Genomic DNA, 26,176 nt, shown 5'->3' on the forward strand with positions numbered 1-26,176 from the left:
GCTCTCCCCGCGTCAGCTCAAAATCTGAAGGTCAAGCCGGTGCGCAGCAGGGCCGCGCTCTCGCTGTCGTAGGTTGCCCCGACCGACAGCTCATAGCGGTCCCCCGGATGGTAGACGGCTCCGACAAGCCCGGTCACAGTCGAGGCTGACGCTTCCTGGGCTCCGCCTACCGCTGTCTCATTCCCGCCGGCTGAACTATTGGCAAGGACCTCCGAAACCAGGGTCCACTTGGGATTTAGCGTATACTCTGCGGCGGCCGCGAAATCGATAATATTGTCGAGCTTCGCCCCACCGGTCGCCTTGCCGAGGAAAGTATATCCAAGATTGGCATGAAGGTCGAAGGGGCCGTATCGCTTGCTTACGATCCCGGCGATTCTGTAATCCGTTCCACCGGTGCCAATGAGCGCATTGTGCGTCGTTGCGAACTTAACTTCGCCCGCAACCGCGAAGGCCGGCAGGCTATTCGTCTCCGGCGCCACGAGGTAGGTGAGCGTCGCCTCCGTGTCACCAAAACCCTTCGCCGAGCGCCCGGCTTTGGGGCGAATTGAGGTATAGATCACGGGCTCGACAGCGAACTCCAGGCGATCGGTGAGCCCGTACTCAAAGGCCAGAGGAAGGGCATCTTCCTGGCCGTTGGAAGTCGACTGATGCTCATAGACTACCTGCAGATTCCCGTGTCCTTGAGCCGGAAGTCGCGCGGTTTCAGTCTCCAAGGGCTGGCCGGCAATCGCCGGGGCGGCAACGAGCGCGGACAGCAACGACAGGGCCAAGGCAGACGTGGGGTGGGGTGTCATGGGTACACTCGATTTGTCGGCAGAGAATGGGCTCTCGTTGGCCGACGAAGCTGTGCTGCTGGGTCCTCAAAATGTTCTGCTGCGTCCGCCCTCGGCGCCGGAGGGGCCGAGATTGGCCTTTGGTAATCTCGGAGCCATGGTCCGGTGACGACGGGGCGCGCAAAAGCGAGCAAGGTTGATTGGCGGACCGGACTGTTGAAGGGCGACGCATGACATTGGGCGGCCAACGGGCCACATCCACGCCACCGTCTGCCGCGGCTCGACGCGTCTCGATGGCCCGGCTGGTGTTGGTCTGCGGCCTGGCGGCCCTCTCACAATCACTGGCCGGCTGCGCCGCCTACCGCCCTTTGCCATTGCCCGAGCGGCCGCAGTTCTCGGGCATGGTGAGCGGATTGACGGTCGACTCCGTGCAACCGCGACCGACGCCACTGAGATCCATTCCCATTGATCCGGCAGACGGGCTGGAGCCGACCGAGCTGGCGGTGCTGGCTGTGCTGAACAGTCCGGACCTTGCGGCGAAGCGGGCGGCCGCGAAGGTGGCCGACGCCCAGGTGTTCGCCGCCGGCCTGTTGCCCGATCCGCAACTGTCAGCGTCCGTGGACAAGCCCATATCAGGGCCGGACACCCACACCGCGCACAGTCTCGGCGCGGCGATGGATCTCGGCGCGCTGCTGGCGCGCCCTCAGATCCGGCGGGCGGCAAAATGGAACGCCAAGCAGGCGGACCTCTCAGTCCTATGGGCGGAATGGGGTGTCGCCCAGCAGGCCCGCCAGCTCGCCGAGACGGCGATGGCCAACGAGAGGCGGGCGGCCAGTCTGCGCGACCTGCTTCGCCTCGCCACCAACCGCTCTGAGCGCTCCGATCAGGCCCTGCGAAATCGCGACGCGACCTTGCAGACCGCCGCCGCGGACCTCGCGGTCCAACTGGACGTCCAGGTCCAGGTCGCCACCGCGCAGCAGGATGCAGGCAAGGCGCGGCGAGACCTAAACCTGCTCCTGAATCTGGAGCCGGGCGTCATGCTGCCGCTGGTCGCGGGCCCCGATGCAACGCCCTATGACGAGGCCACGATCCGCGCCGCGCTGGACAGCTTGCCGTCGCGACGCCCGGACCTCCTGGCGCTGAAGGCGGGCTATGCCGCCCAGGACGCCAATCTGCGCAAGGCCGTCCTGATGCAGTTTCCGCTCACCAGTCTCGGCGTCGCGTTCGCGACCGACACAGCCGGCGTGGTCACCCGGGGGCTGTCGGGGGCCTTCGCCCTGCCAATCTTCAATGGCGGGCGGGGCGAGGTGCGGGTTCAGGACGCCACCCGTGCGCAGCTGCGAGCGGAATACCTCGCCCGGCTGGACCAGGCCGCCGCCGAGGTGACGTCCGCCCAGATTGAACTGGCGAACGCCCGCCGCCAGACCCAGGCGTTGCGGGCCGAGGTTCCGCGTCTAGAGGCCCGCGTCCGTCCCGCTGTCGCCGCCTATGATCGCGGCGATATCGACAGTCAGACCTACCTGACCCTCTCCCAGGCCGCCCTCTCGCGCCGCGCCGACCTCGACAATCTCGAGCTCGCCGCGCGTCTCGCGCAGATCAGCCTGGAATCCGCTCTGTTCATGCCGCCGGTTGACGCGAAGGCTTCGAAATGACCCGCAGACGACTGATGCTGGGCGGCGCTATCTTCCTGACCCTGGCGGCCGTGTTGGCATGGGCACTGCTGCGCGGCCGGCCGGACGAAGCGCAGGCCGCTCCGGCGACCACCGCCACGGTGACCCTGGCGACAATCCGTCGGGTCGAGCTGCCGGAGGTGATCTCGGCCTACGGCGTTGTGCAGGCGGACGCCTTGGGAGCCCAGACCATCGCTTCGCCGAAAGCCGCGATCGTATCGCGCGTCCTGGTGCGCGCCGGGGAAAGTGTCGCCGCGGGGCAGCCGCTGGTCGAGCTCGCGAACGCGCCGGGCGCGCAAATGGCCTTCAATCAAGCCGAGAGCGCGGCCCGGTTCGCACAGGCCGATCTGGCCAGGGTTCAGCGGCTCCATGAGGCCCAGTTGGCGGCGAACGACCAGTTGCTTGCCGCCCGCAAGGCCGACGCCGATGCGCAGGCGGCCCTTGCGGCGCAGCAAAAGCAGGGGGCGGGCCGCGCCCTTCAGGTCATGGTCGCCGCGAAGGCGGGCGTGGTCACCTCGCTGTCCGTGGCCGCCGGGGACCATGTCGCGCAGGATGCGCCGATGCTGGTCCTGGCCCACCTCGATGGAGCGGTGGTCAAGCTGGGCCTGGAGCCGGGGGGGCGAGTCGCGGTGGGTCAGAAGGCGATGATCTATCCGGTGTTTGGCGCGCCGCTGATCGCTTCCAGAATCACCATGGTCGGCCGCGCCGCGGACCCGGTGAGTAAGACCCTCGATGCGATCGTTCCACTGAATGGGGCGAACCTGCCGATCGGCAGCGCTGTGCGAGGCGAGGTGACGACCGCGACCCACAGCGGATTTTTGGCGCCCCGCGCGGCTGTGGTGTTTGACGAGACCGGTCCGCACATCTTTGTGGTGTCGCGGGGGAAGGCGCGCCGGGTGTTTGTCGGCGTTGGCCTTGACCAGGGCGATCAGATCGAGGTCAAGGGCCAGGTCGCGCCGGGCGACCAGGTGGCGGTCGAAGGCGCCTACGAGTTGCAGGACGGCATGGCTGTGAAGGTGCGCGGCAAGTGAGCATCGCCCAAATCGTCTCGCGGCGGCGGCGCTCGCTCCTGACCTTGCTGGCCATGCTGGTGGCGGCGGGCGTGGCCGGGGCGCTGATCATGCCGGTCAGCCTGTTTCCGACCGTGCTCTTCCCGCGTATCGCGGTCACCGTCGAGGCCGGAGACCGACCGCCGGGTCAGATGGAAGCTGTCATCACCCGACCCATCGAGCAGGCGGTGCGCGCCATCCCTGGGGTCCGGAACCTTCGATCCACGACCAGCCGCGGCTCGGCGGAGCTTTCGGTCAATTTCGCCTGGGGCTCGGACATGGACCTGGCCTTGCAGCGGGTCGAGGCTGCGGTGACCCGCGCCCAGGCGGGGCTTCCCCCGGGGGTGGCCTTCGATGTCAGGCGCATGGACCCCACGGTCTTTCCTGTGGCCGCCTACAGCCTGACCTCCAAGAGCGCGACGCCGGTGGAGTTGCGACGCTTCGCCGACCGCACGCTGTCACCTTCGCTTTCCACCATCAACGGGGTGGCCCGGGTGACGTCCCAGGGCGGGGCGGCCGGCGAGTACCGGATCGAGGCGGATCCCGCCAAGCTTTGGGCGTACGGCCTGTCGCTGGGTGATGTCGCCGCAGCAATCACCGGCGCCAATGTCCTGGCCGCCTCCGGACGGATCGAGGACCAGGGCAAGCTGCTGCTGGCCCTGACGGACTCGCGTCTGACGGACCCGCGCCAGATCGAGGACGTGGTGGTCAAGTCGGGCGGGGGCGCCGTCGTGCGTGTCCGTGATGTCGCTCAGGTGAGGGCCGCGCCGTCGCCGCAATGGATTCGGGTCACGGCGGATGGCCGCGACGCCGTGCTGGTTCAGGTCTATCAGCAGCCGGGCAGCAACACAGTTCAGATCGCCCGGGACGTCCAGGCCGCCTTCCATCGACTGACCGGTCGGGGCCCAGCCGACATGCAGGTCAAGGCCTGGTACGATCAAAGCGAGTTGATCCTGGATTCCGCGTCGTCGCTGCGCAACGCCATCGTCATCGGTGTGGGCCTCGCGGCGCTGGTCCTGTTGGTCTTCCTGCGTGACTGGAAGATCACCCTGGCCGCGGTGGTGGCTGTTCCGGCGGTGCTGGCGGCCACCAGCCTGGTCCTGAAAATCACCGGCCAGAGTTTCAACATCATGACCCTGGGGGGCATGGCCGCCGCCATCGGCCTGATTATCGACGACGCGATCGTGATGATCGAGCATATCGAAAGACGTCTCGCCCAGGGGGGCGGAAAGGGCCGAGCCACGATTGAACGAGCCGTGTCGGAGTTCCTCAGGCCCCTGCTGGCCTCGTCCGCGGCGACCATCGTCATCTTCATCCCCCTGGCGTTCCTGACCGGCGTCACCGGCGCATTTTTCAAGGCGCTGTCAATCACCATGGCGGTCGCCCTGGTCATCTCATTCCTGGTGGCCTGGTGGCTGGTTCCGGTGCTTGTCGAGCAACTGATCAAGACCCGCGGGCACGTGGCCGAACTCGATCCGAACGGCAGGATCATGCGGCGGTACCGCACCGCCCTCCAGGGCGCCGTGGCCAGGCCGCGCCTGACCGTCATCGGCATCGTGGTCCTGGCCGCGGTGGGTCTCCTGGCCCTCCGCAGCGTCGGAACCGGCTTCATTCCCAAGATTGATGAAGGCGGCTTCATCTTCGACTATGTGGCGCCGCCCGGCATGTCGCTGACCGAGACCGACCGATTGATGCGCCAGGTAGAGGAGATCATCCGCGCGACGCCGGACGTCGAGACCTATTCCCGCCGCACCGGCCTGCAGCTTGGCGGTGGGCTGACGGAGCCCAATCAGGGCGACTATTTCATCCGGCTCAAGGCCAAGGGGCGCCGCCCAATCGAAACGGTCATGGACGAGGTCCGCGCCAAGGTCCAGGCGCAGGTGCCGGGCGTCGAGGTCGAGACCGCCCAGTTGATGGAAGACCTGATCGGCGACCTCACCGCCGTGCCCCAACCGATTGAGGTCAAGCTCTATAGCGACGATGTCAACCTGCTGCATGCCACCGCCCCCAAGGTCGCCGAGGTGATCGGCAAGGTGGGCGGCGTCACCGAGGTCAAGTCCGGCATCGTCATCGCCGGCGATGGTCTGGAAATCCGGGTCGATCCGGCGCGCGCGGAGCTGGAAGGCATCGACAGCGCCGAGGCAAGCCAGCAATTGGAGGGGCTGTTGTCCGGCATCGTCGCGACCCAGATCCAGTCGGGCGCCAATCTGGCCGACGTCCGGGTCTGGACCCCCGCCGCCGGTCGATCCCGTGCGGCCCAGCTCGGCGGGCTGATGCTCAAGTCTCCGGCCGACGGCCACCTCTTTCCGGTCGCCCGGATCGCGTCGATCCGCATCGTGACCGGGCAGGCGGAAATCGCGCGGGAGAACCTGCGTCGCATGGACGCCGTGACCGCGCGGGTGACCGGGCGCGACACGGGTTCGGCCGCGAAGGACGTGCAGGCGGCGGTGAGCCGCTCCGGTGTCCTGCCGGCTGGGGTGAGCTTCGAAATGGGGGGGCTGTTCGCCGAGCAGCAGGCTGCGTTCCGCGGCATGGCCCTGGTGTTCGCCGCCGCGGTGGCCGCCGTGTTCGTGCTTCTGCTGGTGATCTATGAAAGCTTCCGGACCGCGTTCGCCATCCTTGTCATGCCCCTGGCGGCCGCCTCGGCGGTCGCCATCGGACTGTGGCTGACCCATGTCGAGCTCAACATCATGGCCCTGATGGGCGCAACCATGATCCTGGGGATCGCCACGGAGGTCGCGATCTTCTATTTCACCGAGTATGAGGCCTTGCTCGCGGAGGGCGTCGATCCCGAACTTGCGCTGATCCAGGCGGGGGTGAACCGGTTGCGACCCATCGCCATGACCACATTGGCCGCGATCCTAGCCCTGGCGCCGCTGGCCCTTGCCCTTGGTGGCGGCTCGTCGATGGAACGGCCCCTGGCCATCGCCATCATCTCGGGCCTGATCGCCCAGGGCCCGTTGGTCCTGCTGGGCATGCCGGCCCTATATCGGCTTCTGGGTGGCGGGCGCGCGGGCGAGCGGGTGAGCGAGCCGGGGCAGTCCGGTTGACTTTGCGACACGTTCTAAGGGCTGGATGGCTTCTCCCGAAGCCTGAATCCGGCTCTAAGCTCTTATATTTGAGCGAGATTCAACGATCAGACGACTTCGTCTGATCGCATCGCGCTCTAGCGCCCGACGATGAGCAGTTCAAAGGTTCCCGGCGCCACGGTCGGCCGGCCGCCCCCGACTCCGGCCACATACTGGGCGGTAGGAAGAAACACGCGTCCGCTCGCGGGGTCGAGGGTGAGGGTGCGGGCGCCCTTCTGGGTGGGAACGGTGTCAACCAGCCTGGCGTCGCCTCGCACCACCGAGATGACCGACAAGGTCCCCGACTTCCCGGCCGAGACGAAGGCGAGTTTGCGGCGCGTATCGAAGGCGACCCCATCGGCTCCATCGCCGATCCTGACTTGACGGACCACCTTGCCGCTGTCGGCGTCAACCACCTCGGCCAGCCCCTCGCAGGAGGAGATCAACAGCCGGTCGGCCGGGGCATAGGCGATGCCGGTCGGGCCGTCGCAACCGGCCAGGGGATAGCGCGCCGTCACCTGGCGAGCGGCGATGTCGACCACCGCGATCTCGTTCCTGTCTTCCACATTGACGAACGCGCGACCCTGTCCATCGACGGCCGCAGCCTCAAGGCGTCCGCCCACGGGGATGGTCGCCACGACCTTGTGCGCCCTGGGGTCGATCAGGGTGATGTCGCCCCCCACATGGTTCATCACCAGGAGCAGCCCAGATTTCGGGTCGATGATCGCGTCATCCGGCGCAAGTCCTGTGGGAAGGGTCGCCAGGGGAGATCCAGTCTTGGCATCCACAAAGGTCACCATCGCCTTGGCGCCGTTGGTGATCAGAACCTCCGCGCCGCCATTGATCGGGAAGGCGGCGTGGCCCCAGGCCGCCGGCGCGAAGGCCCCGGTCACGGTGCGGGACTTGAGGTCAAAGGCGTTGACCGCGGTGGAGCGGGCCACTAGCACCCGATCGCGGCCGGCGTCGAAGCTGGCATAGTCCCAACCGCCGTCCGGACCGCCAATGCGGTCGATGACATGGTAGCCGGAAGGCCCGGCCAGGGCGGTGAGCGGGCTCGCAGAAACGGCGATGCAAAGGGCGACGAGTCGGGCGGTGTTCATGTGGCATGCATCCTGACACCCTGATGCTAGATCGGACCGCCAGCCGCGACCAGGGGCGAACCATCCGGTAGCGTCGTTTCGATTCCACGACGGGTTCGCCGAGCGAAGGCCATCAGGGCTGCCATGTCATGAATTGCGTGGACGCCTACATTTGAGAGGGTTTGGCGCTTCCGTATAAAATCGCCCCCGACAATCAGTTTTCGGTTATGCAAATCTCCGCGAGATCTTTCATTCTGTTTGAAGATGATCTATCGTTTTCTTAGGCGACCTGAAGATATCTCAGGGAATTGGCCCTCAATACGCGCCGAATTTCATCTCGGGTGACGCACAGGCGCCTAGGCGGAGGAACGCTACATGTCACGTTGTGCAATCAACTTGTCGGCGACGGCGGTGCTGGCGCTAGCCCTTGCGGCATGCGGGCGATCCGGAGCCTCCAGCGACGTCGCGCCTCCGAGCCCCACCACAAGCGTCGCTTCGGTGGCTGTTCCCGCGGCATCCAGCGCAGACGCCGCGCTGCTTGCAGCCGCAGAGCCCTTCGAGAAACTGACAGAAACCGCATTCTCCGCAACACCTGCGGAGCTTGATCTCACCATTGGAGAGGTCCGGACCGCCGCTGCGGGCGTTCGGAGCGCATTGAGCGCCAGCGCCGTAGGGCTGCTCGATGAACGGCTCGCCGCGATCGCATCGGCACGCGGGGCAGACAGGCGCGCAGATCTCGCAATCGCGGCCGTCGAGGGCTACCGCGTGCTCGTGAGCGCGGTGTCAGCCGCCGCCAAGGTCCCCACGGCGGTGAACCTGCTCGATTATGCCGGCTTCCGCTATGATGCGAACCTCAAAGCCAAGCCGGCCCGATGGGCGGACATGATGCAGGCGATGGCGTTCGCCCGCGAGCAATGGGCCTCAATTGCTTCGCGCGTGACAGACTCAGCCTTGCGCGGGCAAATGGACACATCTCTCACAGAGATGGAAGGCGCCGCGAAGCGTCGGGACGTGCCGGCGGCGGCGGCGGCCGCGCAGCGAGAACTTGCTTTGGTCGATGATCTTGAGAAATTCTTCAACGCCCCCTAGCCGCCGCGATTGTCGCGCTCCTGCCTGCGCCGCGATAGCCAGCTGACATTGGGACGCAATGGACCTGTCGCCGAGGGCGGGTGAGCGGGCCGTCTGTCGTCATGGCGTGCTGAGGACCAGCCCGCTGGGCCAAATCTCTCCTATCGCCGTGAATCGGTTGCGCGAGGGGGCGGTCGTGCGAAGGTCACGCAGGCTTCCAGGCCTGGATTTGCGCCGGCCAGCTTGACCTCGGCTCCATGCAGTTCGGCCACGGCCGACACCAGAGCCAGGCCCAGACCGCTCCCCGGCGTGGAACGGCTTCGCTCCAGGCGGTAGAAGCGATCGAACAGCCGCTCACGCTCCGCGGCGGGAACTCCCGGCCCGTTGTCGATCACGGTCAGCTGCGCGCCGCTCCCATTGCTGGAGGCGCGAACTCGAATTCGTGAGCCGGCCCCGGCATGACGTAGGGCGTTCTCCACGAGGTTCACGAGCATCTGGGTCAATAGTTCGGGATCGCCTTCAATCAACACCGGTCCGGTCGCCTCCAGGGTAAGCGTCTGCCGGGCGTCTTCGGCGGAAGGGGAGAAGGCCTCAACGACGGTTTGCGCCACGGCGGAAAGGTCGGTCGGTCGGAACGCGGCGCGTCGGGCCCCGCTCTGGATCTGGGCGATCCGCAGCAGGGCGGCAAAGGTCTCGAGGATGGCGTCCAGGTCCGTCAGCGCGCTCTCCAGCGCCTGGCCGCGTTCCCCCGGCTGGGCCAGGCCCGTTTCCAGCTTCTGCCGCAGGCGGGTTAGGGGGGTGCGCATGTCGTGGGCGATGTCGTTGGAAACCTGCTTCAGGGTCTCCATCAGAGCGGCGATCCGGTCGAGCATGCGATTGAAGGTCGCCGCCAAGCGGTCAAGGTCATCGTCCGAACCCCTCAGCGGCACCCGACTTCCGAGGTCGCCATCAATGATGGCTTCGGCTGTGGCGGAGATCGCCGCCAACCTCCGGTGTATGTCACGACTGAAGGCGTAGCCGCCGCCGACGCCCAGAAGCACCACTCCGACGAAGGCCCAGCCAAAACCGCGGATGACCGCACCGTCCAGGGTCTCGATACGGTCGAGATCGTCACCGACAACCAGCCTCAGATCCCCGGGAAGGCGGCTCGTATAGACCCGAATGGGTTCGAGCTCCCCGCCTGGCTGGGCGATCCGCAGAACCGACCAGCCCAGGGGCGCCTTGGCTCCGGCCAGACGGCCCGCCATCGCCCGGGTGCCAGGGCCTTCCAGGCCATAGTTCAGGGCGCCGGGCGTCCGGTCCCGTTCGCGCACCGCGCCAAGCACACCGGGTAGGCCTTCAGTTCGAAATTCCTGCACCAGCGCGGCCGATTCCGCGCGGATCCGGGCATCGACGTCTGCGGAGAGCGCCTGTCGCGTGGTGAACAGGGTCAAAGCGCCCAGCACGACAACCGCGATGGAAAACATCAGGGTATAGACCGCCGCTAGGCGCAAGCTTGTGGAGCGGAACATCTAGTCGGGTTCACGCAGGATGTAGCCGGAGCCACGCACCGTCTGGATCAACTCGCACGCGTGGCCGCGATCCACCTTGCCTCGCAAGCGACTGACGTGGGTCTCCACGATATTGGTCTTGGGGTCGAAATGAAAATCCCAAACATTTTCAAGCAGCATGGTGCGGGTTACCACCCGCCCCGCATGCCGCATCAAATACTCCAACAATTGAAATTCGCGCGGCTGCAGCTCCACCCGCTGCCCAGCCCGGGTGACCGTCCGCTTCAGCAGGTCGAGCTTCAGGTCCGCGACGACGAGTTCGGTGCGCACTTCCTGGGGGGGCGGCCGGCGCGCCAGGGCGTTGACCCGGGCCAACAGCTCGGCGAATGCGAAAGGCTTGACGAGATAGTCATCGGCGCCCGCCTCAAGCCCTTCGACGCGGTCGTCGATACCGCCCAAGGCGGTCAGCAGCAGGACTGGAGTTTTGACTCCAGAAGCGCGGATCGTGCGAAGGATCGCCACACCGTCGATTTCAGGCAGCATCCGGTCAAGCACAATGACGTCGTAGGGCTCCGCCGCCGCCAGCATCAAGCCATCGCGGCCACGATCTGCGAGATCGACCGTGTGACCAGCTTCGGACAGCGCACGCTTGAGATAGGCGGCGGCTTCCTTGTCGTCTTCGACGATGAGCAGCTTCATGCTGGAGCCAGCTCCGATCCGGCGGTGAGGGGAGGGTCCGGCGGTGGCCCGCCGGACCTTCGAGCCTAGTCGGGATTCGGGCCTTCCGCCTGGTTTTCCAGGATTTTGCCGGACTGGGCGTCGATCCCGACCTCGTAGGTCTTGCCATGCGATTTGATGTCGAACGAATACCGCATGCCGCTGCCGCCGGCTTCCTTCTCCAGCTCCTTGTCGGTCACCTGGCCGGGCCTGGCCTTCAGCGCCGTGGCTTGGGCCTGGACGAGCGTGATGTGGGCGGTCGAGGCCAACTCATGGCCAACATAGGGCTTCGGCGAAGCGGCGAGGGCGGCCGAACCTCCGAGAGCGACGGCGATGGCCGGGAAGATCAGAAGGCGCTTCATGGTGTTTGTCTCCGGTAGTTGCCCCGCCAGATGTCTTCACCCTCGCCCTCTGCCCCTACCATAGAGATGGCTCCGGCCATACTTTTCGCCAATGTTCGGCGATCTCATACCTGAAAGCCATGATCTTCCCCCGAATTAGTGGGCGGGGTTAAGCCGCTCTGCGTTCGGCGTCGGCTGGACTGAGCCCAGGGCCGAGTGAAGGCGGCGGGATTGTAGATGCTCTCGATGTACTGGAACAGATCGCGCCGGGCCTGGTCGCGGGTGGTGAGACCCGGTGGTGCACCCGCTCGGTCTTCAGCGTGTGGAAGAAGCTCTCCATAGGGGCGTTGTCCCAGCAGTCACCCTTGCGGCTCATCCTCGGCGTGATCCCCTGTCGGGCAGGAGCTGAGCGATAGGCCTCGGCGGCGTACTGGATGCCGCGGTCGGAGTCGTGGATAAGCCCCAGCGATGGCCGTGTCGGCCATCGGCATCGGGGTCTCGAGCCGCAGGCGCATGCCGCGCGGCGAGATGTCGAGAATCTGGCAAGAATATCCCGACGGAAATATCCGAACGGCCAGCGCCGTCGAGCCGCGGGCGTGCCGCCGTCGATTGTCAGCTCTGTCCAATGACCACCTCCGTCCCAATTCGAAGAACGGTGATCGGTGGGCGATAATTTGCGGTAAACATCGCGACGACCGCCTTGCGTCAGGCCCTTCGCGACCGCCCCTTGGTGAAGTGAGATGGCAGCCCCATTCGTCTCGACCGCTCGTCAAGCCAGCGCTCGGCGGTGAGGTCACGTTTGCGGACGTGGTCGGTCAGGTCTTGAAACACCCGCCGGAAAGCGCCCACCAGCACACGAACCTCAATGAGACGAATGTCCTCGCCCAGGTCCTCGTTGAAGTCGTCCAGTGACAGCATCATCACGACCATCAACTTGCTGTCGGCCACCCGCAGGGCGAATTCCGGACGCTTAAGGATCAACGCGGCGACAATGGCGAAAGGATCGCTGTCCGTAGCGTCGGCGAAGGTCTGCAGCCGCTGAAGATCAAGTCGGCCGCGTCCGGCCTCGAAATGCTCATACGATCGCAGGGGCATCCCCATGGCGCGGGCGACATCACCTGTTCGCAGCCGGCGCTCCAGGCGGATGGCCCGCAGGATTTCCGACAGCATCTCGGCCTGTCCTCGCGGGTCAGGCTCGGGTGTCGAATCCAGGCTGCTTGGTCGGCGGGGCGGACTCAAGCCGTCATTCCCTTCCTAAGCGCCCACAGCTGACCTTACACCTATAGGCCGCAAAAGTTGTATTTGCCAACGCTCTCTACCCGCAAGGGATGCGCCGACTAGGTCTCGCAAAGTGAGGTTCGCGCGGTTTTGGCGGCGGCCCGGCGAAATCCGGCGGCGTTACGGCAGAAACTGACGGAGAACACGCAGGTTTCGGCGTGCGAGGCGCGGAGTTTTGCGGCGGAACAAGAATCGGCTCCAGCCACGCTCGCTGCGCGCTTCGCAAATGGCTTGGCTATCACATGACGGGGGCGAGCGCGCCCGAAGGACCCTGCGGCAAGCCGCAGCAACCAGCCATGTGGAGAGATTTGCGGTGACCCATCATTCTGACGGCAGCTTGCCCCTTCAACGGCCGTTCGCTGGCTCGGACACTGTCTACCCATTGCCGCTTGTGACCACCATCAGCCGGATTACAGATCGTCAGCTGGAATGCCTGTCCTGGGTTCAGGAGGGCAAAAGCGCGAGCGATATCGGCGCCATCCTGGGCCTCTCGGGGCGCACGGTCGAAAAGCATCTCATCAAACTTTGCGGACACCTGGGCGTGAAGACGCGGGTCCAGGCCGTCGTGCTGGCTCGGGAGCGCGGCCTCATTTCGGGCCCGCGCCGTAAGCCTACCCCCTCCGAATAGGTAGGCTTGCGCCTCGCGAGGATGCGGCCGTGCGGCCAAAATCGTCGTCGAGGCCATGACAGGTCCTCGGTGCTCGCGCTTCACCATCAGGTGTATCTCATGGCTCTTAGCCTCGCCGCCGCTCTTGCCCTCGCCGCGCATTGTGCCCCTACCGTCGCACCGGAAACCCTCCTGTCGGTCGTCGAGGTGGAAAGCCGGTTCGAGCCCCTGGCCATCGGCGTGAACGGCGCGCCACCCATCGCGGTCTCAGCAAATTCGATCAACGAGGCGGTCGCCAGGGCAGGGGCTCTTATCGCCGGGGGGCGGAGCATCGATCTTGGCCTGGCGCAGATCAATAGCAGGAACCTGTCGTGGCTCGGGCTCAGCTTGGCGGACGTGTTCGAGCCCTGCACGAACTTGAGGGCCGCCGCGCGTATTCTGCAGGAGGGCTATGCCCGCGGCGACGCGGTCCGCGTCGGCGAGCAGGCCGCTCTGAAGACGGCGCTCTCCTACTACAACACCGGCCATCCTGTCCGAGGCGTCAGCAATGGCTACGTCGGCAAGGTCACCAGCGCCGCCGAACGCATTGTGCCGGCGCTCGGTGGGGCGCTTGCGGCCAAAGTGCCCGCGCCCGCGCCCGCATTGTCGCCCGAAATCCAGTCGCCGGCCTGGGATGTGTTTGGCGAGGTCCATCGCGGTCGCGGCAGCTTCGTGACCACCGTTTCCATCACAGCGCCCGGAGGACTCCAGTGAGCGTGCGCAAGAAGCTTTTCATCGGCCGCATGGCCCTGGTCGGGATCATCGCCCTGGCCAGCGCCAGTCCGGCCTTCGCCCAGTCGGCCGGCGTCGGCGGCAACATCGGCGCCTTCATCCAGAACATCATCAACCTGCTCAACAGCAACGTCATTCGCGGCCTGGCGGTGATCGCGATCATCATCACCGGCATCGCCTGGATGTTCGGCCACTTGGACATGCGCCGGGCCGGGACGGTGGTCGTCGGCATCATCGTCATCTTCAGCGCCGCTGGGATCGTCGACCTGATCACCGGCGGCGGCGGCGGAGCCTGATCCGATGTCCGCCGAGGCCGACGAGCGCCTGACCGAAGATACCCTCTTCCTGGCCTGCACCCGGCCGGCGATGGTCGCCGGCGTGCCGATGGAAGCCATGGGCCTCAACCTGATGGTTACGGCCACGGTCTTCTTGGCCGCGCACTCGCCGGCCTACCTGTTGATCGCGCCAGCCGTCCACCTCGTCTTCCGGGCGATCTGCAAACACGACCACAACGCCTTTCGGGTCCTGTGGATGTTCGTGGATACCAAGGGGCGCGCCCGCAACGGCGCGACCTGGGGCGGCAGTTCGTCGACACCGCTTCCACTCAAGCGCCGATACGTCGCCTCCGAGGTGGTCCGTGGCTAGCCTGGTGCTTCAGCCGCGGGCGGCCCCGTCGTCGCTGGGACGTGACCTCGATCCACGCGGGGCGCTGCCGTATGCGCGCCACCTGACCGGAGAGATCATTGGCCTAGACACCCAGGCGCTGATGATGACCTTCCAACTCGACGGGGCCAGTTTCGAGACCGCCGATGTGCGCGATCTCAACGATTGGCACGCCAAGCTCAACGGCGCCTGGCGCAACCTGGCCAACGACCATCTGGCGGTCTGGCACCATCTGGTGCGGCGCCGTCATGAGGGCTACCCCGCAGGCACCTTCCGGTCCGACTTCGCGGCCGATCTCGACGCTCGATATCGGGCTCGCCTCGGTGCGACCCAGATGTTCGTCAACGAACTCTACGTCACCCTTGTCCTGCACCCGGGCCGGGACGCCACGGAGCGTGCGGGCGCCTGGATCGCCAAGCGCCGCCGGTCCGACGCCGATGAGGACGAGGCGGTCAAGCGGTTGCAGGATGCGGGCCGCGACCTGGCGCAATACCTCAGCCGCTACGGCGTTCGGACGCTCGGCCTCTATGAGCGAGACGGCGGCTGGTTCTCCGAACCCTTGGAAGTGTTGCGGCTCGTCCTGACGGGACGGCGCGAGCGGGTGCCGCTGATCCGCGGTCACCTCGGTTCGGCGATCTATTCGGCCAGGGTCATTTTTGGCCGCGAAGCCCTGGAAATCCGGGACGCCGCCGAGGCCCACTTCGCCGGCATGTTCGGGGTGAAGGAATATCCCGCCGTGACCCGGCCCGGTCTGTGGAATGGCTTGCTTTCGGCCCGCTTCGCCTTCGTCGCCAGCCAGTCCTTCACCTTCCTCTCCAAGACGGCCGCCCGCGCGGTGATGGAGCGGAAGCAGAACCAGATGCTTTCGGCCCGGGACCGGGCCGCCTCGCAGATCGCGGGGCTGGGGGAGGCGCTGGACGATCTGATGTCCAATCGCTTCGCGATGGGCGATCACCAGGCGTCTGTGCTCGTGTACGGCGACGACCCACACCAACTCGCCGACAACCTTTCGACCGCCCGCGCGCTGCTCGCCGACTCCGGCCTGGTCACGGCCCGCGAAGATCTCGGGCTGGAGGCGGCCTTCTGGGCCCAGTTCCCGGGAAACTTCAGCCGACGCGTTCGGCCCGCGGCGATCACCTCTCGCAACTTCGCCGCCCTGGCGCCTTTCCACACCCATCCCGCGGGGCGGGCGGAGGGCAGCCATTGGGGGCCGTCCGTGGCCTTGCTGCGCACGTCCGCCGGCTCGCCCTTCCACTTCAACTTCCACGTCGGCGACCTTGGCCACACCTTCATCTGCGGGCCGTCCGGCTCAGGCAAGACGGTCGTCCAGAACTTCATGCTGGCCGCCCTGGAGAAGTTCGGCGCCCAGCAGGTGTTCATCGACAAGGACCGCGGGGCGGAGGTTTTTGTCCGGGCCTGCGGGGGGACCTATTTGACGCTGCGCAACGGCGAACCGACCGGGTTTGCGCCGCTCAAGGCCCTGGATTTCACGTCGGGAAACGCGGCGTTCCTTGGCCAGTTGATCCGGCAGCTGGTGGGCGCGAGCGACCGGCCTTTGTCGGTCCAGGAAGAGCAGGCGATCGACGCCGCGGTCGCCGCCCTGGGTCCGCTGCCAGCAGCCCAGCGTTCTTTGTCAGCGCTCCGCGCGCTGCTGGGCCAGCGCGACGCGGGCGGCGTCGGCTCCCGGTTGGAGAAGTGGTGCCGAGGCGGAGCCCTGGGCTGGGTCCTTGACAACGAAGCGGACGCGTTGGGCTTAGACGCGCGGTTCCTCGGCTTCGACATGACCCACATGCTGGACAATGCCGAAGTCCGCACCCCGATGATGATGTACCTCTTTCATCGGCTTGCCGCCCTCGTGGACGGCCGTCGCCTGGTCATCGACATCGACGAATTCTGGAAGGCGCTCGGCGACGAAGCCTTCCGCGGTCTCGCTCAGGATGGGCTGAAGACCTATCGCAAGCAGAACGCCTTCATGGTGTTCGGCACCCAGTCGCCGGCCGACGTCCTGCGCTCGCCCATCGCCCACACCATCCTGGAGCAGTGCGCGACCAAGATCTTCCTACCCAATGCCCATGCCGCCGAGCGCGACTACATTGAGGGGTTCGGCCTCACCCGGCGCGAGTTCGCCCTGGTCCGCGAGGAGCTGGCGCCGGAGTCGCGGCAGTTCCTGATCAAGCAAGGCCTCAACTCTGTGGTCGCCGAACTTCGCCTCGACGGGCTCGACGACCAGCTAGCCGTGCTGTCCGGGCGCACCGAGACGGTCGATCTGCTCGACCGCATCCGAGCCCGCGTCGGCGACAACCCCAAGGACTGGCTCGAACCCTTTCACCGCGAACGGAGGATGATCTCATGAAGCGCCCGTTGGTCACCATCGCGCTTGCAGGGGCGATCACCCTCGGCGGCTCAGCGGCTCACGCGCAGCTCGCGGTCTATGACGCGGCCAGCTACGCTAAGCTGATCCAGCAGGCCACGACGGCTGTAAACCAGCTGAACGAGCTGAAGACCCAGGTCAGCCAGGGTCAGCAGTTGTTCTCCAGCCTCAACGACGCCTCGGGCGTGAGCAAGATCGCCAGCGCGCTCGGCGTCCCGCCCTTGCGGTCCTTCCTTCCGGATACATCGGCCTTTAGCGCGGCCGCGAAGGGTGATTTCACGGCCCTTGGCGCCATCGGGGCGAAGGCCGACGCGATCCGATCCGCCAATCGCCTCTATACCGCTGCGGCCGATGATCCGCTCGGGGCCGATCTTGAAGCCGCAGGCCAACGCGCGGCCCGCGACCTGGCCCTGGGTCAGAGTGTGACTGACGCGGGCGCCCAACGGCTTGAAGGCCTGAAAGACCTCCAAGCGGCCATCGACACCGCGCCGAACGCCCGGGCCGTGATGGACCTGCAGGCGCGCGCCACGACCGAACAGGCCATGATCGCCAATGATCAGATGCGCCTGCAGGGTATCGCCATGGCTCAGGCGGCTGAGGATCGACTTGAAAGGCAGCGGCAACAAGAGCGCATGATGGCAGCGCGCGACGCGCGGATCGCGCTGTATCGGAGCGGTTTCCAATGACCCGGACTCTATATGCCCTCTCTGCCGTAGCTCTGCTTGCTGCGTGTTCGCCTCAACCACGGAGCGCCGACTACTTCACTGCACATCCCGACGAGGCCGAAAAGGTCATCGCCGACTGTGCGACTGGCGCTCACCGCGGGGACGAGTGCGTTAGCGCGAAGGCCGGTTCGGCAGCCGCCAAGCGAGACGCGCGGATCGACGCCTACAAGAAGGGCTTTTGAGTGCGGCGATGGCCGAGCCCCTGCAAATATTCCAGCCGGCCTATGCCTTCGTCGACAGCAAGCTCGACGTCTTCCTGAACGAGCGCGCCAGCTCGGTCATGGCCCAGGTTTCCGGCCCCCTACGCGCCGCCCTGGTGCTCTACGTCCTGCTCTACGGCTTCGCCATTTTGCGCGGTACGATCCAGGAACCGTTCATGGATTTCGTGGTGCGCAGCCTCAAGCTCGCCTTCGTCTACATGCTGGCCACCACGGTGGCCTATTCGACCTACGTCACCCAGCCGCTGTTCCATGTCCTGCCCGACACCTTGACCCAAGCGATCAGCGGAGGAGGTGTCCCTGACGTTGGCTCGGCGTTCGATAACTTCTTCAACCGTGCGGCCTATCTCGCCGAGACGATTACCAAGCAAGCGAGTCCGGTCGACTTCGGGCCATGGATCCTCGGTGCGGTCGTCTACATCGTCGGCGCGCTCGCTGCGGCCATTGGTTTCGGGGTGGTCCTGATCGCCACGGTCGCCTTGGCCTTGCTTGTGGCGCTCGGCCCGATCTTCGTCGCCTGCGCGCTCTTCGACGCCACCCGCCGGTTCTTCTTCGGCTGGCTCAGCCAGGCCGTGAACTACCTGGTGCTGTTCGCCCTGATCATCACCGTGTTCCAGCTGATCCTGTCGCTGGTCGCCCAACAGTGGGGCAACATCGACAGCTCCGATCCGATGGCCGGCGGTCTGCTGTTCGTGGCGCTCTGTCTGCTCGGTGCGATTTTCTTCCTGCAGACGCCAGCCATCGCCGCCGGGATCGCCGGCGGCGCCAGCGCGGGCCTGGCCGATTTCGCCAACGCCGCCTCGCTCAGCGGCGTGCCTCGCGCGGGCGCGCCCCAAGGGCCGCAGGAAGCCAGCCGCAGCGCGCCAAGGGGCGGGGGGTCCATTCGTCCTGCCGGAGGTCGCGCCTGATGCGCATCGCCATCCTGACAACCTTTGCCGCTCTCGCCCTCACGGCCTGCGCCTCGACCGGAGGCGGCAAGCTCGCGGTCTGCGACGGCAAGCACCTGCGCCCCGCCAACCCCTACGGCACCGTGTTGGCGCTGCCCACGGAGGGCGGGCCGCCTGCGCCGCCGGCCGCGCCTGACAGCGCCCAGCCGAAGACCCTGTCCTCCAACGTCTCACCGAGGTCGTTCGGGAGCTGTCTCGTATGAAGGCCGAGAGCGATCTGAAGGGCTATTTCGCCGAGGCGAAGGGCTGGAACGCCGACCAACTCCGAAGCGCCGAGCGCTCGCGCCGGCTGGCCTGGGGCGTGGCGGCTTTCGCGTCTGTCGTTGCAACCGTGGCCGTGGGCGCGGTGGCCGCCCTGGCGCCGTTGAAGAGCGTCGAGCCCTTCGTGGTCCGCGTGGACCGTAGCACCGGTGCCGTCGATGTCATGACCGCGCTGCGCTCGGAGAAGCCGCTCGCCTATGACGAGGCGGTCACCAAGCACTTCTTGGCCCAGTACGTCCGTTCGCGGGAGGGCTGGCTCGCCCCAGCGGCCGAGGCCAATTTCCGCCAGGTCTCGATCATGTCGACGCCCGCCGAGCAGCAGCGCTGGGCGGACGCCTTCAGGCCCGCCAATCCGCAGAGCCCGCAGGTGATCTATGGGCCGGCCGGGGAGGCGCAGATCGACATCCGGGCGGTGAGTTTCGTGTCCGATGGCGTCGCCAACGTCCGCTTCCACCGCGTCGTGCGCCAGAGCCAGCAGGTCACCGAAAGCGATTGGATCGCGACCATCGCCTACGCCTACACCAAGGCGCCGATGGGCGAGGCGGATCGGCTGCGCAATCCGCTGGGCTTCCAGGTGACCAGCTACCGGGCGGACCCGGAGGTGGTGCGATGAGAACGCCCCTCGCCATCCTGGCCGCGGCGAGCTTGGCGGTCTCGTCGCCCGCCTTTGCGCTCGATACGCCGAAGTCGGGACCCTCCGACCCCCGCATCAAGGTGGTGGACTACGATCCTTGGGCCGTCGTGAAGATCACGGGGGTGTTTCGCACCGCGACCCAGATCCTGCTGGGCCCGGACGAGACCATTTTGCACGTCGCCGTCGGCGACGCGACCGGGTGGGATGTGGCGGCCGAGAAGAACATTCTCTTCGTAAAGCCCAAGGCCGCCCGGGCGCCGACCAACCTGATCGTCACCACCAGTCGCGGCACCGAGACACGCAACTATACCTTCGAGCTGTCGACGCGGGCCGGCTCATCGGCCCGAACCACGCCCGACACGGTCTTCGGCCTGCGTTTCCGCTATCCCCAGGACGAGAAGGCGGCTGCTGCCGCTGCCCTGACGGGACAGGCCGCCGCCCTTGAGCGGCGCATTGTCGAGCTGAAGCTGGACCGCGCCGTCGTGGAAGGTCGCCGCAATCTGAACTACGGCGTCCAAGGCGCGACCGCCTTGCAGCCCTCGGAGGTCTCCGACAACGGGCGCTTCACGGTCCTACGCTTCCCGGCCAACCAACAGGTCCCCGCGATCTATCAGGTGGAAGCCGGCGGCACCGAGAGCCTGATCCCGTTCGACGTGCGCGGCGAGTTCGTGGTGGTCCACGCCGTCGTCCGCCAACTGCGCCTGCGCCGAGGGCGCGACGTGCTCTGCATCTACAACCAGGCCTTCGAGCCCTACGGCGTCAATCCGGGGACCGGCACCGCCGCCCCCGACGTCCAGCGCACCGACCAGGGAGCGTCCAAGCCATGACCGACGCGACTGATTTCAGTGAAACGGCCCCCTCGTCCAGGGACGAACGAGGCGCGCCGCCCGCGTTCGAGAGATCGATCTCGCCGATCGCCGGACGGCTCGGATCAGGCATCGCCGGCAAGGGCGTCGTCCTGGCCGCCCTCGTGGCCGGCTGCGGCGTGTTCGTCGCCGCCACCTGGGGCCATGAGAAACCCAAGGCCGAACCTAGGCGCGACGAGCCGGCACGGCAGGTCGTGCCATTTGAGCCGGCGATGAAGACCCCATCCCCGACCTTGGCGGCGCCCGGCGCAGATGCGCCCAGCCTCGCGCCGACCGTCGCTGGCGGCCAAGTCCCGGCGATCCAGCCCGGGGCTGGTGGCACTGCGGCGGACGCCGCAACCCGCCGACAAGCAGAGGTCAGCGCCATCCGCGGCGCACCGATCCTGGCTTACAGCCGGGGCGGCGAGGGCGCCGCTGGACCGGCGTTGCCTGCGATCCTGGCGGCCCAGGGCGGGCCAGCGCGTGAGGCGACCGAACTCGATCAACTGCGGCGCGGCTCCTCGATCGGACAGGCCCGGGCGGCGCGCCTGCCGGACCGCAACTTCTTGATCGTCGCCGGCGCCAACATCCCCTGCATCCTGCAGACGGCGATGGACACCACGACTCCGGGCTATGTCAGCTGCCTGATCCCGCGCGACGTGCTGTCGGACAACGGCGCTGTCGTGCTGATGGAGAAGGGCACCAAGGTTCTCGGCGAGTACCGCTCGAGCCTGCGTCAGGGTCAGCGGCGGCTGTTCGTGCTCTGGACTCGGGCCGTCACCCCGGCCGGTGTCGCCATCGCGCTCGGATCGCCCGCCGCCGACCCGATTGGCCGGGCGGGCTTCGACGGCGAGATCGACACCCATTTCTGGGACCGCTTTGGCGGCGCGCTCCTGCTCAGCATCGTCGATGACGCGGCCTATGCCGTCGCCGGGCCCAACAATGGGTCCAACATCACGCGCCTGCCGTCGGACGCCGCCGGCATCGCCGTGCAGAACTCGATCAACATCCCGCCGAGCCTGCGCAAGCCGCAGGGCTCAGAGGTGTCGATCTTCGTCGCCCAGGACTTCGACTTCTCGGGCGTCTACGGCCTCAAGGGCCGGTGAGACCATGGCTCACGACACCGCCGTGCTGGAGCACTATCTGAGGCCGCTTCAGGCCTGCCTGCAGCCGGCCGGTGTGACGGAAGTGGTCGTCAACCGGCCAGGCGAACTGGGGATTGAACGGGAGGGCGGCTGGGAATGGCGCGCCGCGCCCGACCTGACTGAGACCTGGCTCTCGACCCTGGCCAAGGCGGCGGCCGCCTTCACCGCCCAGGACGTCACCCCGGAAACCCCGATCTGCTCGACGGTGTTGCCGGGCGGCGAGCGCTGCCAGATCGTCATCCCGCCGGCGGCCGAGCGGCTGTCGCTGACGCTGCGCAAGCCATCCGCGACCACCTTCGACCTCGACGCCTTCGCCCGCGGCGGCCTGTTCGATGACGTCGCCGTCGCGACCAACGACCTTTCCGCCGACGAGACCGGACTCCTGGCTTTGCGGGACGCTGGCGACTGGCCGGCCTTCTTCCGGCTGGCCGTGCGCAGCCGGCGCAATGTGCTGATCTCCGGCGCCACGGGCTCGGGCAAGACCACCTTCGCCAAGGGTCTGGTGCGGCTGATCCCGGACGGCGAGCGGCTGCTGACCATTGAGGATGCGCGGGAGCTGACCGTCCCGCATCGCAACGCCGTCCACATGCTCTACGCCAAGGACGGGCAGGGGCTCGCCAAGGTCGGCGCCAAGCAGCTGCTGGAAAGCGCGCTGCGCATGCGGCCCGACCGCATCCTGCTGCAGGAACTGCGCGACGGGACGGCCTTCTTCTATCTGCGCAACGTCAACACCGGCCATCCCGGCTCGATCACCACCATCCACGCCGACAGCGCCACCCTGGCCTTTGAGCAACTCACCTTACTGGTGAAGGAGTCCGAGGGGGGCCGCGACCTGGCGCGCGACGACATCCGCTCGCTGCTGCACATGCTGGTCGATGTGGTGGTGCAGCTGCGCCGCGTCGAGGGCCGCTTTCGCATGACGGAGGTCTGGTATGACCCGCTTCGCAAGCGCGCCCTGGCCGCTTAAGGCCGCCTATGTCGGCACGCTGGCGGTCGCCGGCGTCGCCCTGCTGGGCGGGCTTGCTGTGATCATCGCCCTGGCGGGTCTCAAGCGCCTGTCGGCCGACATCGACCTGGCGCAGGTCCCCGCCTGGCTCTGGTACTTCCGCGATGACCCGCAGGTGCGCCGATGGCTCGGCGTCGGCGTGCTGTCGGTCTTCGGCGGCGCCGGCCTCGCCACCGTCGGCGTCATCCGCAACCTGCGCCCGCCGCTGCACGGCGCCGCCCGCTGGGCCAGCGAGGCCGAGCTTGTCGGCTCCGGCCTGCGCGCTCGCCAAGGCATCGTCCTTGGCCGCAAGGGCGGCCGGCTCCTGGTGTTCGGCGGCTCCGAGCACGTCATGCTCCATGCGCCGACCCGCAGCGGCAAGGGCGTCGGGGTGGTCATCCCCAACTTGCTGACCTGGCCGGACTCCGTCGTGGTCCTCGACGTCAAGCGCGAGAACTGGGAGGCGAGCGCCGGCTTCCGCGGCGCCCATGGCCAGGAGGTCGTGCTGTTCGATCCGCTCGACCCGGAAGGCCGGACGGCCCGCTTCAACCCGCTCGGTCACATCGACCGCGCCGACCCGGTCGCCGTGCTCGACGAACTGCAGAAGCTGGCGGTCATGCTGTTTCCGCCGCCGCAGCACGGCGACCCGTTCTGGGCGGAGGCGGCGCGGACTGGGCTGATCGGCGTCGGCGCCTATGTCGCCGAGACAGCGGAGTTGCCGTTCAGCCTGGGCGCCATCTACCGCGAGCTGACCCACGGCGACCCGCGCAGCCGTTTGCCCGAGGAAGTGAAAGGGCTCGCCGCTGCCGGCCGGCCACTCTCCTATGGCTGCGTCAGCGCCATCTCCGACTTCTGCTCGGCCTCGGAAAACACCTTCGCCTCGATCAAGCAGACCATCACCGCCCGGATGAATCTTTGGCTGAACCCGCGCGTTTGCGCCGCGACCGACGCCAGCGACTTCGATCTCCGAGACCTCCGCGAGCGCCGCATGTCGCTCTATCTCGGCGTCTCGCCCGACAACCTGGCCCGCGTAGCGCCCCTCTATAATTTGCTCCTGCAGCAACTCGTGGATCTGAACACCCGCGAGCGGCCGTCCGCCGACCGGCACACGGTCCAGGTGCTCGTGGTGATGGACGAGTTCGCGCGCCTCGGACACGCGGCGGTCATCGCCCACGGCTTCTCCTATGTCGCCGGCTACGGCCTACGCCTGCTCCCGGTCCTGCAGAGCCCGGCGCAGTTGAGGGCCGAGTACGGTCCGGACTTGGCAGAGGAGATCATGGCCAACTGCGGTCTCGAGATCGCGTTCGCGCCCAAGGAGCTCAAGGTCGCCCAGGACCTCTCCGAACGGCTGGGCTTCTGGACCTATTCAAGCCGTTCCCACAGCCGCCCAACCCTGCTGTCCGTGGGCCGGCGCAGCACCACCGAGTCCGATCAGCGCCGAGCGCTGATGATGCCGCAGGAACTGATCCAGATGGACCCTGGCCAGTTGATCCTGTTGCGGGCGGGCATGCCGCCGGTGCGGGGCCGGAAGATCCAATATTGGCGGGAGAGGGTGTTCAGCGCGCGGGTCGTCGCGCCGCCGGTCGTCGCGGCCCATCCTGCCATTGCATCCAGCACTTCAAGCCCGCCGCCGACCTCTGGCCCGGCGCCGCGCCCGGACGTTCTCAGCCTCGACCTGGTCGCCCCAGCCCTGGAGGCGGCCGGGTTCGAGCCGCTGCCGGCCGACGGTGCGACCGATGCGGAGGTCGAGACCTGGATGGAGCGCTTCATTGATGCGTCCGTGATCCGAGAGGAGGTCGACCATGGCCGGTGAGATAGATCGCAATCAGATCGACAGCGAGGGCCGGGGGCGCTCCACCAACAAGGGCGATGTGCCAGACCCCTTGCTGCGGCGGTACTATCTCGACTCACGCGGCGGCCCGGGGCTCGGCTTTTACGCAGACGCCCGGATCAAGACCGCCACGTTCCGCGACCTGGGGGCCCGACTGGTGACGCCGAGGTCCGATCCCAATGCGATCCGCGACATGGCCGCGGTCGCCCAGCATCGGGGCTGGACCGTCGTCTTGGTCCATGGCGAGGCCGACTTCCGGCGGGAGGCCTGGCTTACGGCCAGCGCCCTTGGCTTGGAGGTGCGCGGCTATCAGCCGACCGAGCGGGACCGCCAGGAATTGGAGCGTCGGCAGGCGGCCCTGGCGCGCAAGACCGCACGCGCCGCCGACGAGCGGCCAGAGCGCGGAGATCGTGAAGGCAAGGCGAACGCGGCGGCGGGGCGGACCAATATGCGCATCGTCGAGGCCGTGGTTCGGGCGCGGGTCGGCGACCGGCCGGCCCAGGATCGAATCCTATCGGCGGCTCGTGAGCGGCTGGCGTCTTTGTTGGAGCAGGGCGTTCGGGTTCGTCCCCTAGATGTCGCTAAGGCTCAGGCCGTCCAGGAGTCCCACCGCTCGCGAGACCGGCAGCGGAGTCGGTAGCCGACCGGAGTGACTGTTGGCGGCAGGAGAGTATTGACCCGGGCTTGAGTCGTTGCCTGCAGTTCGTAATATGTAGTCTGGAGACCGTGGTTTCATCGGCCACAGAAGTATCCCGCTTCTCTCATGAAGGGACGGGCGCTTCTGGCTTGGAATCTGCGGGCGTTACGCACCGCCAAGTCGCTCTCGCAGGAGCGGCTGGCGATCGACGCTGGCGTCGATCGAGCCTGGGTAAGCGAACTTGAACGAGAGCAGGGCAACACTTCCGTCGATCTGCTCGACCGCCTGGCGGAGGCGCTGGACGTGCCGATCGCGGCGCTGTTCGCCAAACCAGACCCCGACGCGGACAAGCCGCAGCCCCTGCGCAGCGGCCGACGCCCTCGCGACTGATCGCGTAGCGGGGTAGGGCCGATGGATCGGGCCCTGGTCTGTGCGCATGGCAAGATGGTGGCGATGGTCGCCAGCGTGCTGCAGGCCTCCGGCGTGACCACCACGGATGAGTTCGCCCGGCTGCTGAAGGTGTTCGCCGACACGGTGGGCGAAGCGGATGCGGAGCAGGCGGAGATTTTGGCGCTGTGGGCCGATACCGTGGCGGCCCTGCTCCCCGCCAAACCGCTCAACTGACGATGGCGATGCTAGGCTGCGATAGCTCGCAGTGCCTTATCTAGCGAGAAGGTCTCAGTCCTACCGTCTTGGAAAGTCACCCCATAGCATCGGGTGGTGTAGCCGGGTCCGCGATCGTGGGTGGGATAGAATGATGCCGGCGGTGATGGCAATTCCCAGCCAGTCTTGCCGCAATAGTCCTCGTACATGGCGCTGATGTCAGCCAACTCCTCACCGGAGAATGCCTGCTTCAGCTCTTGCCTGTTGAGCATCAAAGCGAAATGCGTCCTGGCGGCCGTGACCGTCCCGAAAACGCGTCCGGTTTTGAGTGAGACTGACCTTGCCATGTCGAACCTCTATGAGGGCTTGCTGTCCCCGAGCTGTGTGTTCCGCGAAATAG

The 26,176-nt window shown here is 67.0% G+C and carries 27 protein-coding genes and 1 pseudogene; 21 read left to right on the forward strand and 7 right to left on the reverse strand.

Going from position 1 to position 26,176, the window contains the following annotated elements:
* Positions 1 to 17: 17 nt before the first annotated feature.
* The gene (locus ACO06I_RS01470) at positions 18 to 794 is read right to left on the reverse strand and encodes a transporter (RefSeq protein ID WP_421930860.1); all 777 of its coding nucleotides are present in this window, start codon (positions 792 to 794) and stop codon (positions 18 to 20) included.
* Between the two features lie 272 nt (positions 795 to 1,066).
* Between ACO06I_RS01470 and ACO06I_RS01475 the strand changes: the two genes are divergently transcribed.
* Genes ACO06I_RS01475 through ACO06I_RS01485 form a run of 3 tightly spaced genes read left to right on the forward strand, consistent with a single transcriptional unit; the run spans position 1,067 to position 6,542 of the window.
* Complete coding sequence (locus ACO06I_RS01475) at positions 1,067 to 2,425, forward strand: TolC family protein (RefSeq protein ID WP_421930861.1); 1,359 nt, start codon at positions 1,067 to 1,069, stop codon at positions 2,423 to 2,425.
* Entirely contained in the window at positions 2,422 to 3,474 is a 1,053-nt protein-coding gene (locus tag ACO06I_RS01480) for an efflux RND transporter periplasmic adaptor subunit (protein ID WP_421930862.1), read from the forward strand. Before ACO06I_RS01475 ends, ACO06I_RS01480 begins: the two co-directional genes overlap by 4 nt.
* On the forward strand, positions 3,471 to 6,542 hold the full coding sequence (locus ACO06I_RS01485) for an efflux RND transporter permease subunit (protein WP_421930863.1): 3,072 nt from the start codon (positions 3,471 to 3,473) through the stop codon (positions 6,540 to 6,542). The genes ACO06I_RS01480 and ACO06I_RS01485 overlap by 4 nt, the downstream gene beginning before the upstream one ends.
* 116 nt (positions 6,543 to 6,658) lie before the next feature.
* On the opposite strand, the gene ACO06I_RS01490 is transcribed toward ACO06I_RS01485, so the two are convergent.
* On the reverse strand, positions 6,659 to 7,660 hold the full coding sequence (locus ACO06I_RS01490) for a hypothetical protein (protein ID WP_421930864.1): 1,002 nt from the start codon (positions 7,658 to 7,660) through the stop codon (positions 6,659 to 6,661).
* A 477-nt stretch (positions 7,661 to 8,137) separates the two neighbouring features.
* On the opposite strand from ACO06I_RS01490, the gene ACO06I_RS01495 reads away from it, so the two are divergent.
* The gene (locus ACO06I_RS01495) at positions 8,138 to 8,728 is read left to right on the forward strand and encodes a hypothetical protein (protein WP_421930865.1); all 591 of its coding nucleotides are present in this window, start codon (positions 8,138 to 8,140) and stop codon (positions 8,726 to 8,728) included.
* A gap of 140 nt (positions 8,729 to 8,868) precedes the next feature.
* Here ACO06I_RS01495 and ACO06I_RS01500 read toward each other — a convergent pair whose 3' ends face one another.
* The 5 genes and pseudogenes from ACO06I_RS01500 to ACO06I_RS01520 all read right to left on the reverse strand — a co-directional run bounded on the left by ACO06I_RS01500 (position 8,869) and on the right by ACO06I_RS01520 (position 12,425).
* Positions 8,869 to 10,218: a sensor histidine kinase gene (locus ACO06I_RS01500; protein ID WP_421930866.1), complete on the reverse strand. Its 1,350-nt coding sequence runs from the start codon at positions 10,216 to 10,218 to the stop codon at positions 8,869 to 8,871.
* Positions 10,219 to 10,896: a response regulator gene (locus ACO06I_RS01505; RefSeq protein ID WP_421930867.1), complete on the reverse strand. Its 678-nt coding sequence runs from the start codon at positions 10,894 to 10,896 to the stop codon at positions 10,219 to 10,221. It lies immediately after the preceding gene.
* 65 nt (positions 10,897 to 10,961) lie between these two features.
* Positions 10,962 to 11,276: a PepSY domain-containing protein gene (locus ACO06I_RS01510; protein ID WP_421930868.1), complete on the reverse strand. Its 315-nt coding sequence runs from the start codon at positions 11,274 to 11,276 to the stop codon at positions 10,962 to 10,964.
* Positions 11,277 to 11,424: 148 nt separating this feature from the next.
* Positions 11,425 to 11,730 (reverse strand): annotated as a pseudogene (locus ACO06I_RS01515) (integrase core domain-containing protein); the annotation flags it as partial.
* A gap of 230 nt (positions 11,731 to 11,960) precedes the next feature.
* Positions 11,961 to 12,425, reverse strand: a complete 465-nt coding sequence (locus tag ACO06I_RS01520; RefSeq protein WP_421930869.1) for a helix-turn-helix domain-containing protein — start codon at positions 12,423 to 12,425, stop codon at positions 11,961 to 11,963.
* 421 nt (positions 12,426 to 12,846) lie between these two features.
* Between ACO06I_RS01520 and ACO06I_RS01525 the strand changes: the two genes are divergently transcribed.
* The 17 genes from ACO06I_RS01525 to ACO06I_RS01605 all read left to right on the forward strand — a co-directional run bounded on the left by ACO06I_RS01525 (position 12,847) and on the right by ACO06I_RS01605 (position 25,797).
* A complete protein-coding gene (locus ACO06I_RS01525) occupies positions 12,847 to 13,161 on the forward strand; it encodes a response regulator transcription factor (protein ID WP_421930870.1) in 315 nt (104 codons plus the stop codon).
* 99 nt (positions 13,162 to 13,260) lie between these two features.
* On the forward strand, positions 13,261 to 13,893 hold the full coding sequence (locus ACO06I_RS01530; RefSeq protein ID WP_421930871.1) for a lytic transglycosylase domain-containing protein: 633 nt from the start codon (positions 13,261 to 13,263) through the stop codon (positions 13,891 to 13,893).
* 2 nt (positions 13,894 to 13,895) lie between these two features.
* A complete protein-coding gene (locus tag ACO06I_RS01535) occupies positions 13,896 to 14,207 on the forward strand; it encodes a TrbC/VirB2 family protein (RefSeq protein ID WP_421930872.1) in 312 nt (103 codons plus the stop codon).
* A gap of 4 nt (positions 14,208 to 14,211) precedes the next feature.
* The gene (locus tag ACO06I_RS01540) at positions 14,212 to 14,556 is read left to right on the forward strand and encodes a type IV secretion system protein VirB3 (RefSeq protein WP_421930873.1); all 345 of its coding nucleotides are present in this window, start codon (positions 14,212 to 14,214) and stop codon (positions 14,554 to 14,556) included.
* Entirely contained in the window at positions 14,549 to 16,927 is a 2,379-nt protein-coding gene (locus ACO06I_RS01545; RefSeq protein WP_421930874.1) for a VirB4 family type IV secretion/conjugal transfer ATPase, read from the forward strand. The genes ACO06I_RS01540 and ACO06I_RS01545 overlap by 8 nt, the downstream gene beginning before the upstream one ends.
* Entirely contained in the window at positions 16,924 to 17,631 is a 708-nt protein-coding gene (locus ACO06I_RS01550) for a type IV secretion system protein (protein ID WP_421930875.1), read from the forward strand. The genes ACO06I_RS01545 and ACO06I_RS01550 overlap by 4 nt, the downstream gene beginning before the upstream one ends.
* On the forward strand, positions 17,628 to 17,852 hold the full coding sequence (locus ACO06I_RS01555; RefSeq protein WP_421930876.1) for an EexN family lipoprotein: 225 nt from the start codon (positions 17,628 to 17,630) through the stop codon (positions 17,850 to 17,852). Before ACO06I_RS01550 ends, ACO06I_RS01555 begins: the two co-directional genes overlap by 4 nt.
* An 8-nt stretch (positions 17,853 to 17,860) precedes the next feature.
* Positions 17,861 to 18,796 (forward strand): type IV secretion system protein, encoded by a 936-nt coding sequence (locus ACO06I_RS01560; protein WP_421930877.1) that lies wholly within the window; start codon positions 17,861 to 17,863, stop codon positions 18,794 to 18,796.
* A complete protein-coding gene (locus ACO06I_RS01565) occupies positions 18,796 to 19,038 on the forward strand; it encodes a hypothetical protein (RefSeq protein WP_421930878.1) in 243 nt (80 codons plus the stop codon). Before ACO06I_RS01560 ends, ACO06I_RS01565 begins: the two co-directional genes overlap by 1 nt.
* On the forward strand, positions 19,035 to 19,709 hold the full coding sequence (locus tag ACO06I_RS01570; protein WP_421930879.1) for a virB8 family protein: 675 nt from the start codon (positions 19,035 to 19,037) through the stop codon (positions 19,707 to 19,709). The genes ACO06I_RS01565 and ACO06I_RS01570 overlap by 4 nt, the downstream gene beginning before the upstream one ends.
* Complete coding sequence (virB9, locus tag ACO06I_RS01575; protein ID WP_421930880.1) at positions 19,706 to 20,557, forward strand: P-type conjugative transfer protein VirB9; 852 nt, start codon at positions 19,706 to 19,708, stop codon at positions 20,555 to 20,557. Before ACO06I_RS01570 ends, virB9 begins: the two co-directional genes overlap by 4 nt.
* Positions 20,554 to 21,681 (forward strand): type IV secretion system protein VirB10, encoded by a 1,128-nt coding sequence (gene virB10, locus ACO06I_RS01580; protein WP_421930881.1) that lies wholly within the window; start codon positions 20,554 to 20,556, stop codon positions 21,679 to 21,681. Before virB9 ends, virB10 begins: the two co-directional genes overlap by 4 nt.
* Positions 21,682 to 21,685: 4 nt before the next feature.
* The gene (gene virB11, locus ACO06I_RS01585) at positions 21,686 to 22,687 is read left to right on the forward strand and encodes a P-type DNA transfer ATPase VirB11 (protein ID WP_421930882.1); all 1,002 of its coding nucleotides are present in this window, start codon (positions 21,686 to 21,688) and stop codon (positions 22,685 to 22,687) included.
* On the forward strand, positions 22,653 to 24,518 hold the full coding sequence (locus tag ACO06I_RS01590; protein ID WP_421930883.1) for a type IV secretory system conjugative DNA transfer family protein: 1,866 nt from the start codon (positions 22,653 to 22,655) through the stop codon (positions 24,516 to 24,518). Before virB11 ends, ACO06I_RS01590 begins: the two co-directional genes overlap by 35 nt.
* Positions 24,508 to 25,176, forward strand: a complete 669-nt coding sequence (locus tag ACO06I_RS01595; RefSeq protein WP_421930884.1) for an LPD7 domain-containing protein — start codon at positions 24,508 to 24,510, stop codon at positions 25,174 to 25,176. The genes ACO06I_RS01590 and ACO06I_RS01595 overlap by 11 nt, the downstream gene beginning before the upstream one ends.
* A 123-nt stretch (positions 25,177 to 25,299) precedes the next feature.
* The gene (locus tag ACO06I_RS01600; protein ID WP_421930885.1) at positions 25,300 to 25,563 is read left to right on the forward strand and encodes a helix-turn-helix domain-containing protein; all 264 of its coding nucleotides are present in this window, start codon (positions 25,300 to 25,302) and stop codon (positions 25,561 to 25,563) included.
* Between the two features lie 21 nt (positions 25,564 to 25,584).
* On the forward strand, positions 25,585 to 25,797 hold the full coding sequence (locus ACO06I_RS01605; protein WP_421930886.1) for a hypothetical protein: 213 nt from the start codon (positions 25,585 to 25,587) through the stop codon (positions 25,795 to 25,797).
* Positions 25,798 to 26,176: the final 379 nt, after the last annotated feature.

The organism is Phenylobacterium sp. (assembly GCF_965229015.1).
Taxonomy (GTDB): Bacteria; Pseudomonadota; Alphaproteobacteria; order Caulobacterales; family Caulobacteraceae; genus Phenylobacterium.

Excerpts from the sequence above, each read along its gene's own strand:
- ACO06I_RS01555 (WP_421930876.1), top strand. The coding sequence starts at position 17,628 with ATGACCCGGACTCTATATGCCCTCTCTGCCGTAGCTCTGCTTGCTGCG.
- ACO06I_RS01600 (WP_421930885.1), top strand. The coding sequence starts at position 25,300 with ATGAAGGGACGGGCGCTTCTGGCTTGGAATCTGCGGGCGTTACGCACC.
- ACO06I_RS01595 (WP_421930884.1), top strand. The coding sequence starts at position 24,508 with ATGGCCGGTGAGATAGATCGCAATCAGATCGACAGCGAGGGCCGGGGG.
- ACO06I_RS01505 (WP_421930867.1), bottom strand. The coding sequence starts at position 10,896 with ATGAAGCTGCTCATCGTCGAAGACGACAAGGAAGCCGCCGCCTATCTC.
- ACO06I_RS01560 (WP_421930877.1), top strand. The coding sequence starts at position 17,861 with ATGGCCGAGCCCCTGCAAATATTCCAGCCGGCCTATGCCTTCGTCGAC.
- ACO06I_RS01470 (WP_421930860.1), bottom strand. The coding sequence starts at position 794 with ATGACACCCCACCCCACGTCTGCCTTGGCCCTGTCGTTGCTGTCCGCG.
- virB10 (WP_421930881.1), top strand. The coding sequence starts at position 20,554 with ATGACCGACGCGACTGATTTCAGTGAAACGGCCCCCTCGTCCAGGGAC.
- ACO06I_RS01480 (WP_421930862.1), top strand. The coding sequence starts at position 2,422 with ATGACCCGCAGACGACTGATGCTGGGCGGCGCTATCTTCCTGACCCTG.
- ACO06I_RS01490 (WP_421930864.1), bottom strand. The coding sequence starts at position 7,660 with ATGAACACCGCCCGACTCGTCGCCCTTTGCATCGCCGTTTCTGCGAGC.
- ACO06I_RS01520 (WP_421930869.1), bottom strand. The coding sequence starts at position 12,425 with ATGCTGTCGGAAATCCTGCGGGCCATCCGCCTGGAGCGCCGGCTGCGA.
- ACO06I_RS01540 (WP_421930873.1), top strand. The coding sequence starts at position 14,212 with ATGTCCGCCGAGGCCGACGAGCGCCTGACCGAAGATACCCTCTTCCTG.
- ACO06I_RS01500 (WP_421930866.1), bottom strand. The coding sequence starts at position 10,218 with ATGTTCCGCTCCACAAGCTTGCGCCTAGCGGCGGTCTATACCCTGATG.
- ACO06I_RS01565 (WP_421930878.1), top strand. The coding sequence starts at position 18,796 with ATGCGCATCGCCATCCTGACAACCTTTGCCGCTCTCGCCCTCACGGCC.
- ACO06I_RS01550 (WP_421930875.1), top strand. The coding sequence starts at position 16,924 with ATGAAGCGCCCGTTGGTCACCATCGCGCTTGCAGGGGCGATCACCCTC.
- ACO06I_RS01475 (WP_421930861.1), top strand. The coding sequence starts at position 1,067 with ATGGCCCGGCTGGTGTTGGTCTGCGGCCTGGCGGCCCTCTCACAATCA.
- ACO06I_RS01510 (WP_421930868.1), bottom strand. The coding sequence starts at position 11,276 with ATGAAGCGCCTTCTGATCTTCCCGGCCATCGCCGTCGCTCTCGGAGGT.
- ACO06I_RS01605 (WP_421930886.1), top strand. The coding sequence starts at position 25,585 with ATGGATCGGGCCCTGGTCTGTGCGCATGGCAAGATGGTGGCGATGGTC.
- ACO06I_RS01530 (WP_421930871.1), top strand. The coding sequence starts at position 13,261 with ATGGCTCTTAGCCTCGCCGCCGCTCTTGCCCTCGCCGCGCATTGTGCC.
- virB11 (WP_421930882.1), top strand. The coding sequence starts at position 21,686 with ATGGCTCACGACACCGCCGTGCTGGAGCACTATCTGAGGCCGCTTCAG.
- virB9 (WP_421930880.1), top strand. The coding sequence starts at position 19,706 with ATGAGAACGCCCCTCGCCATCCTGGCCGCGGCGAGCTTGGCGGTCTCG.
- ACO06I_RS01590 (WP_421930883.1), top strand. The coding sequence starts at position 22,653 with ATGACCCGCTTCGCAAGCGCGCCCTGGCCGCTTAAGGCCGCCTATGTC.
- ACO06I_RS01570 (WP_421930879.1), top strand. The coding sequence starts at position 19,035 with ATGAAGGCCGAGAGCGATCTGAAGGGCTATTTCGCCGAGGCGAAGGGC.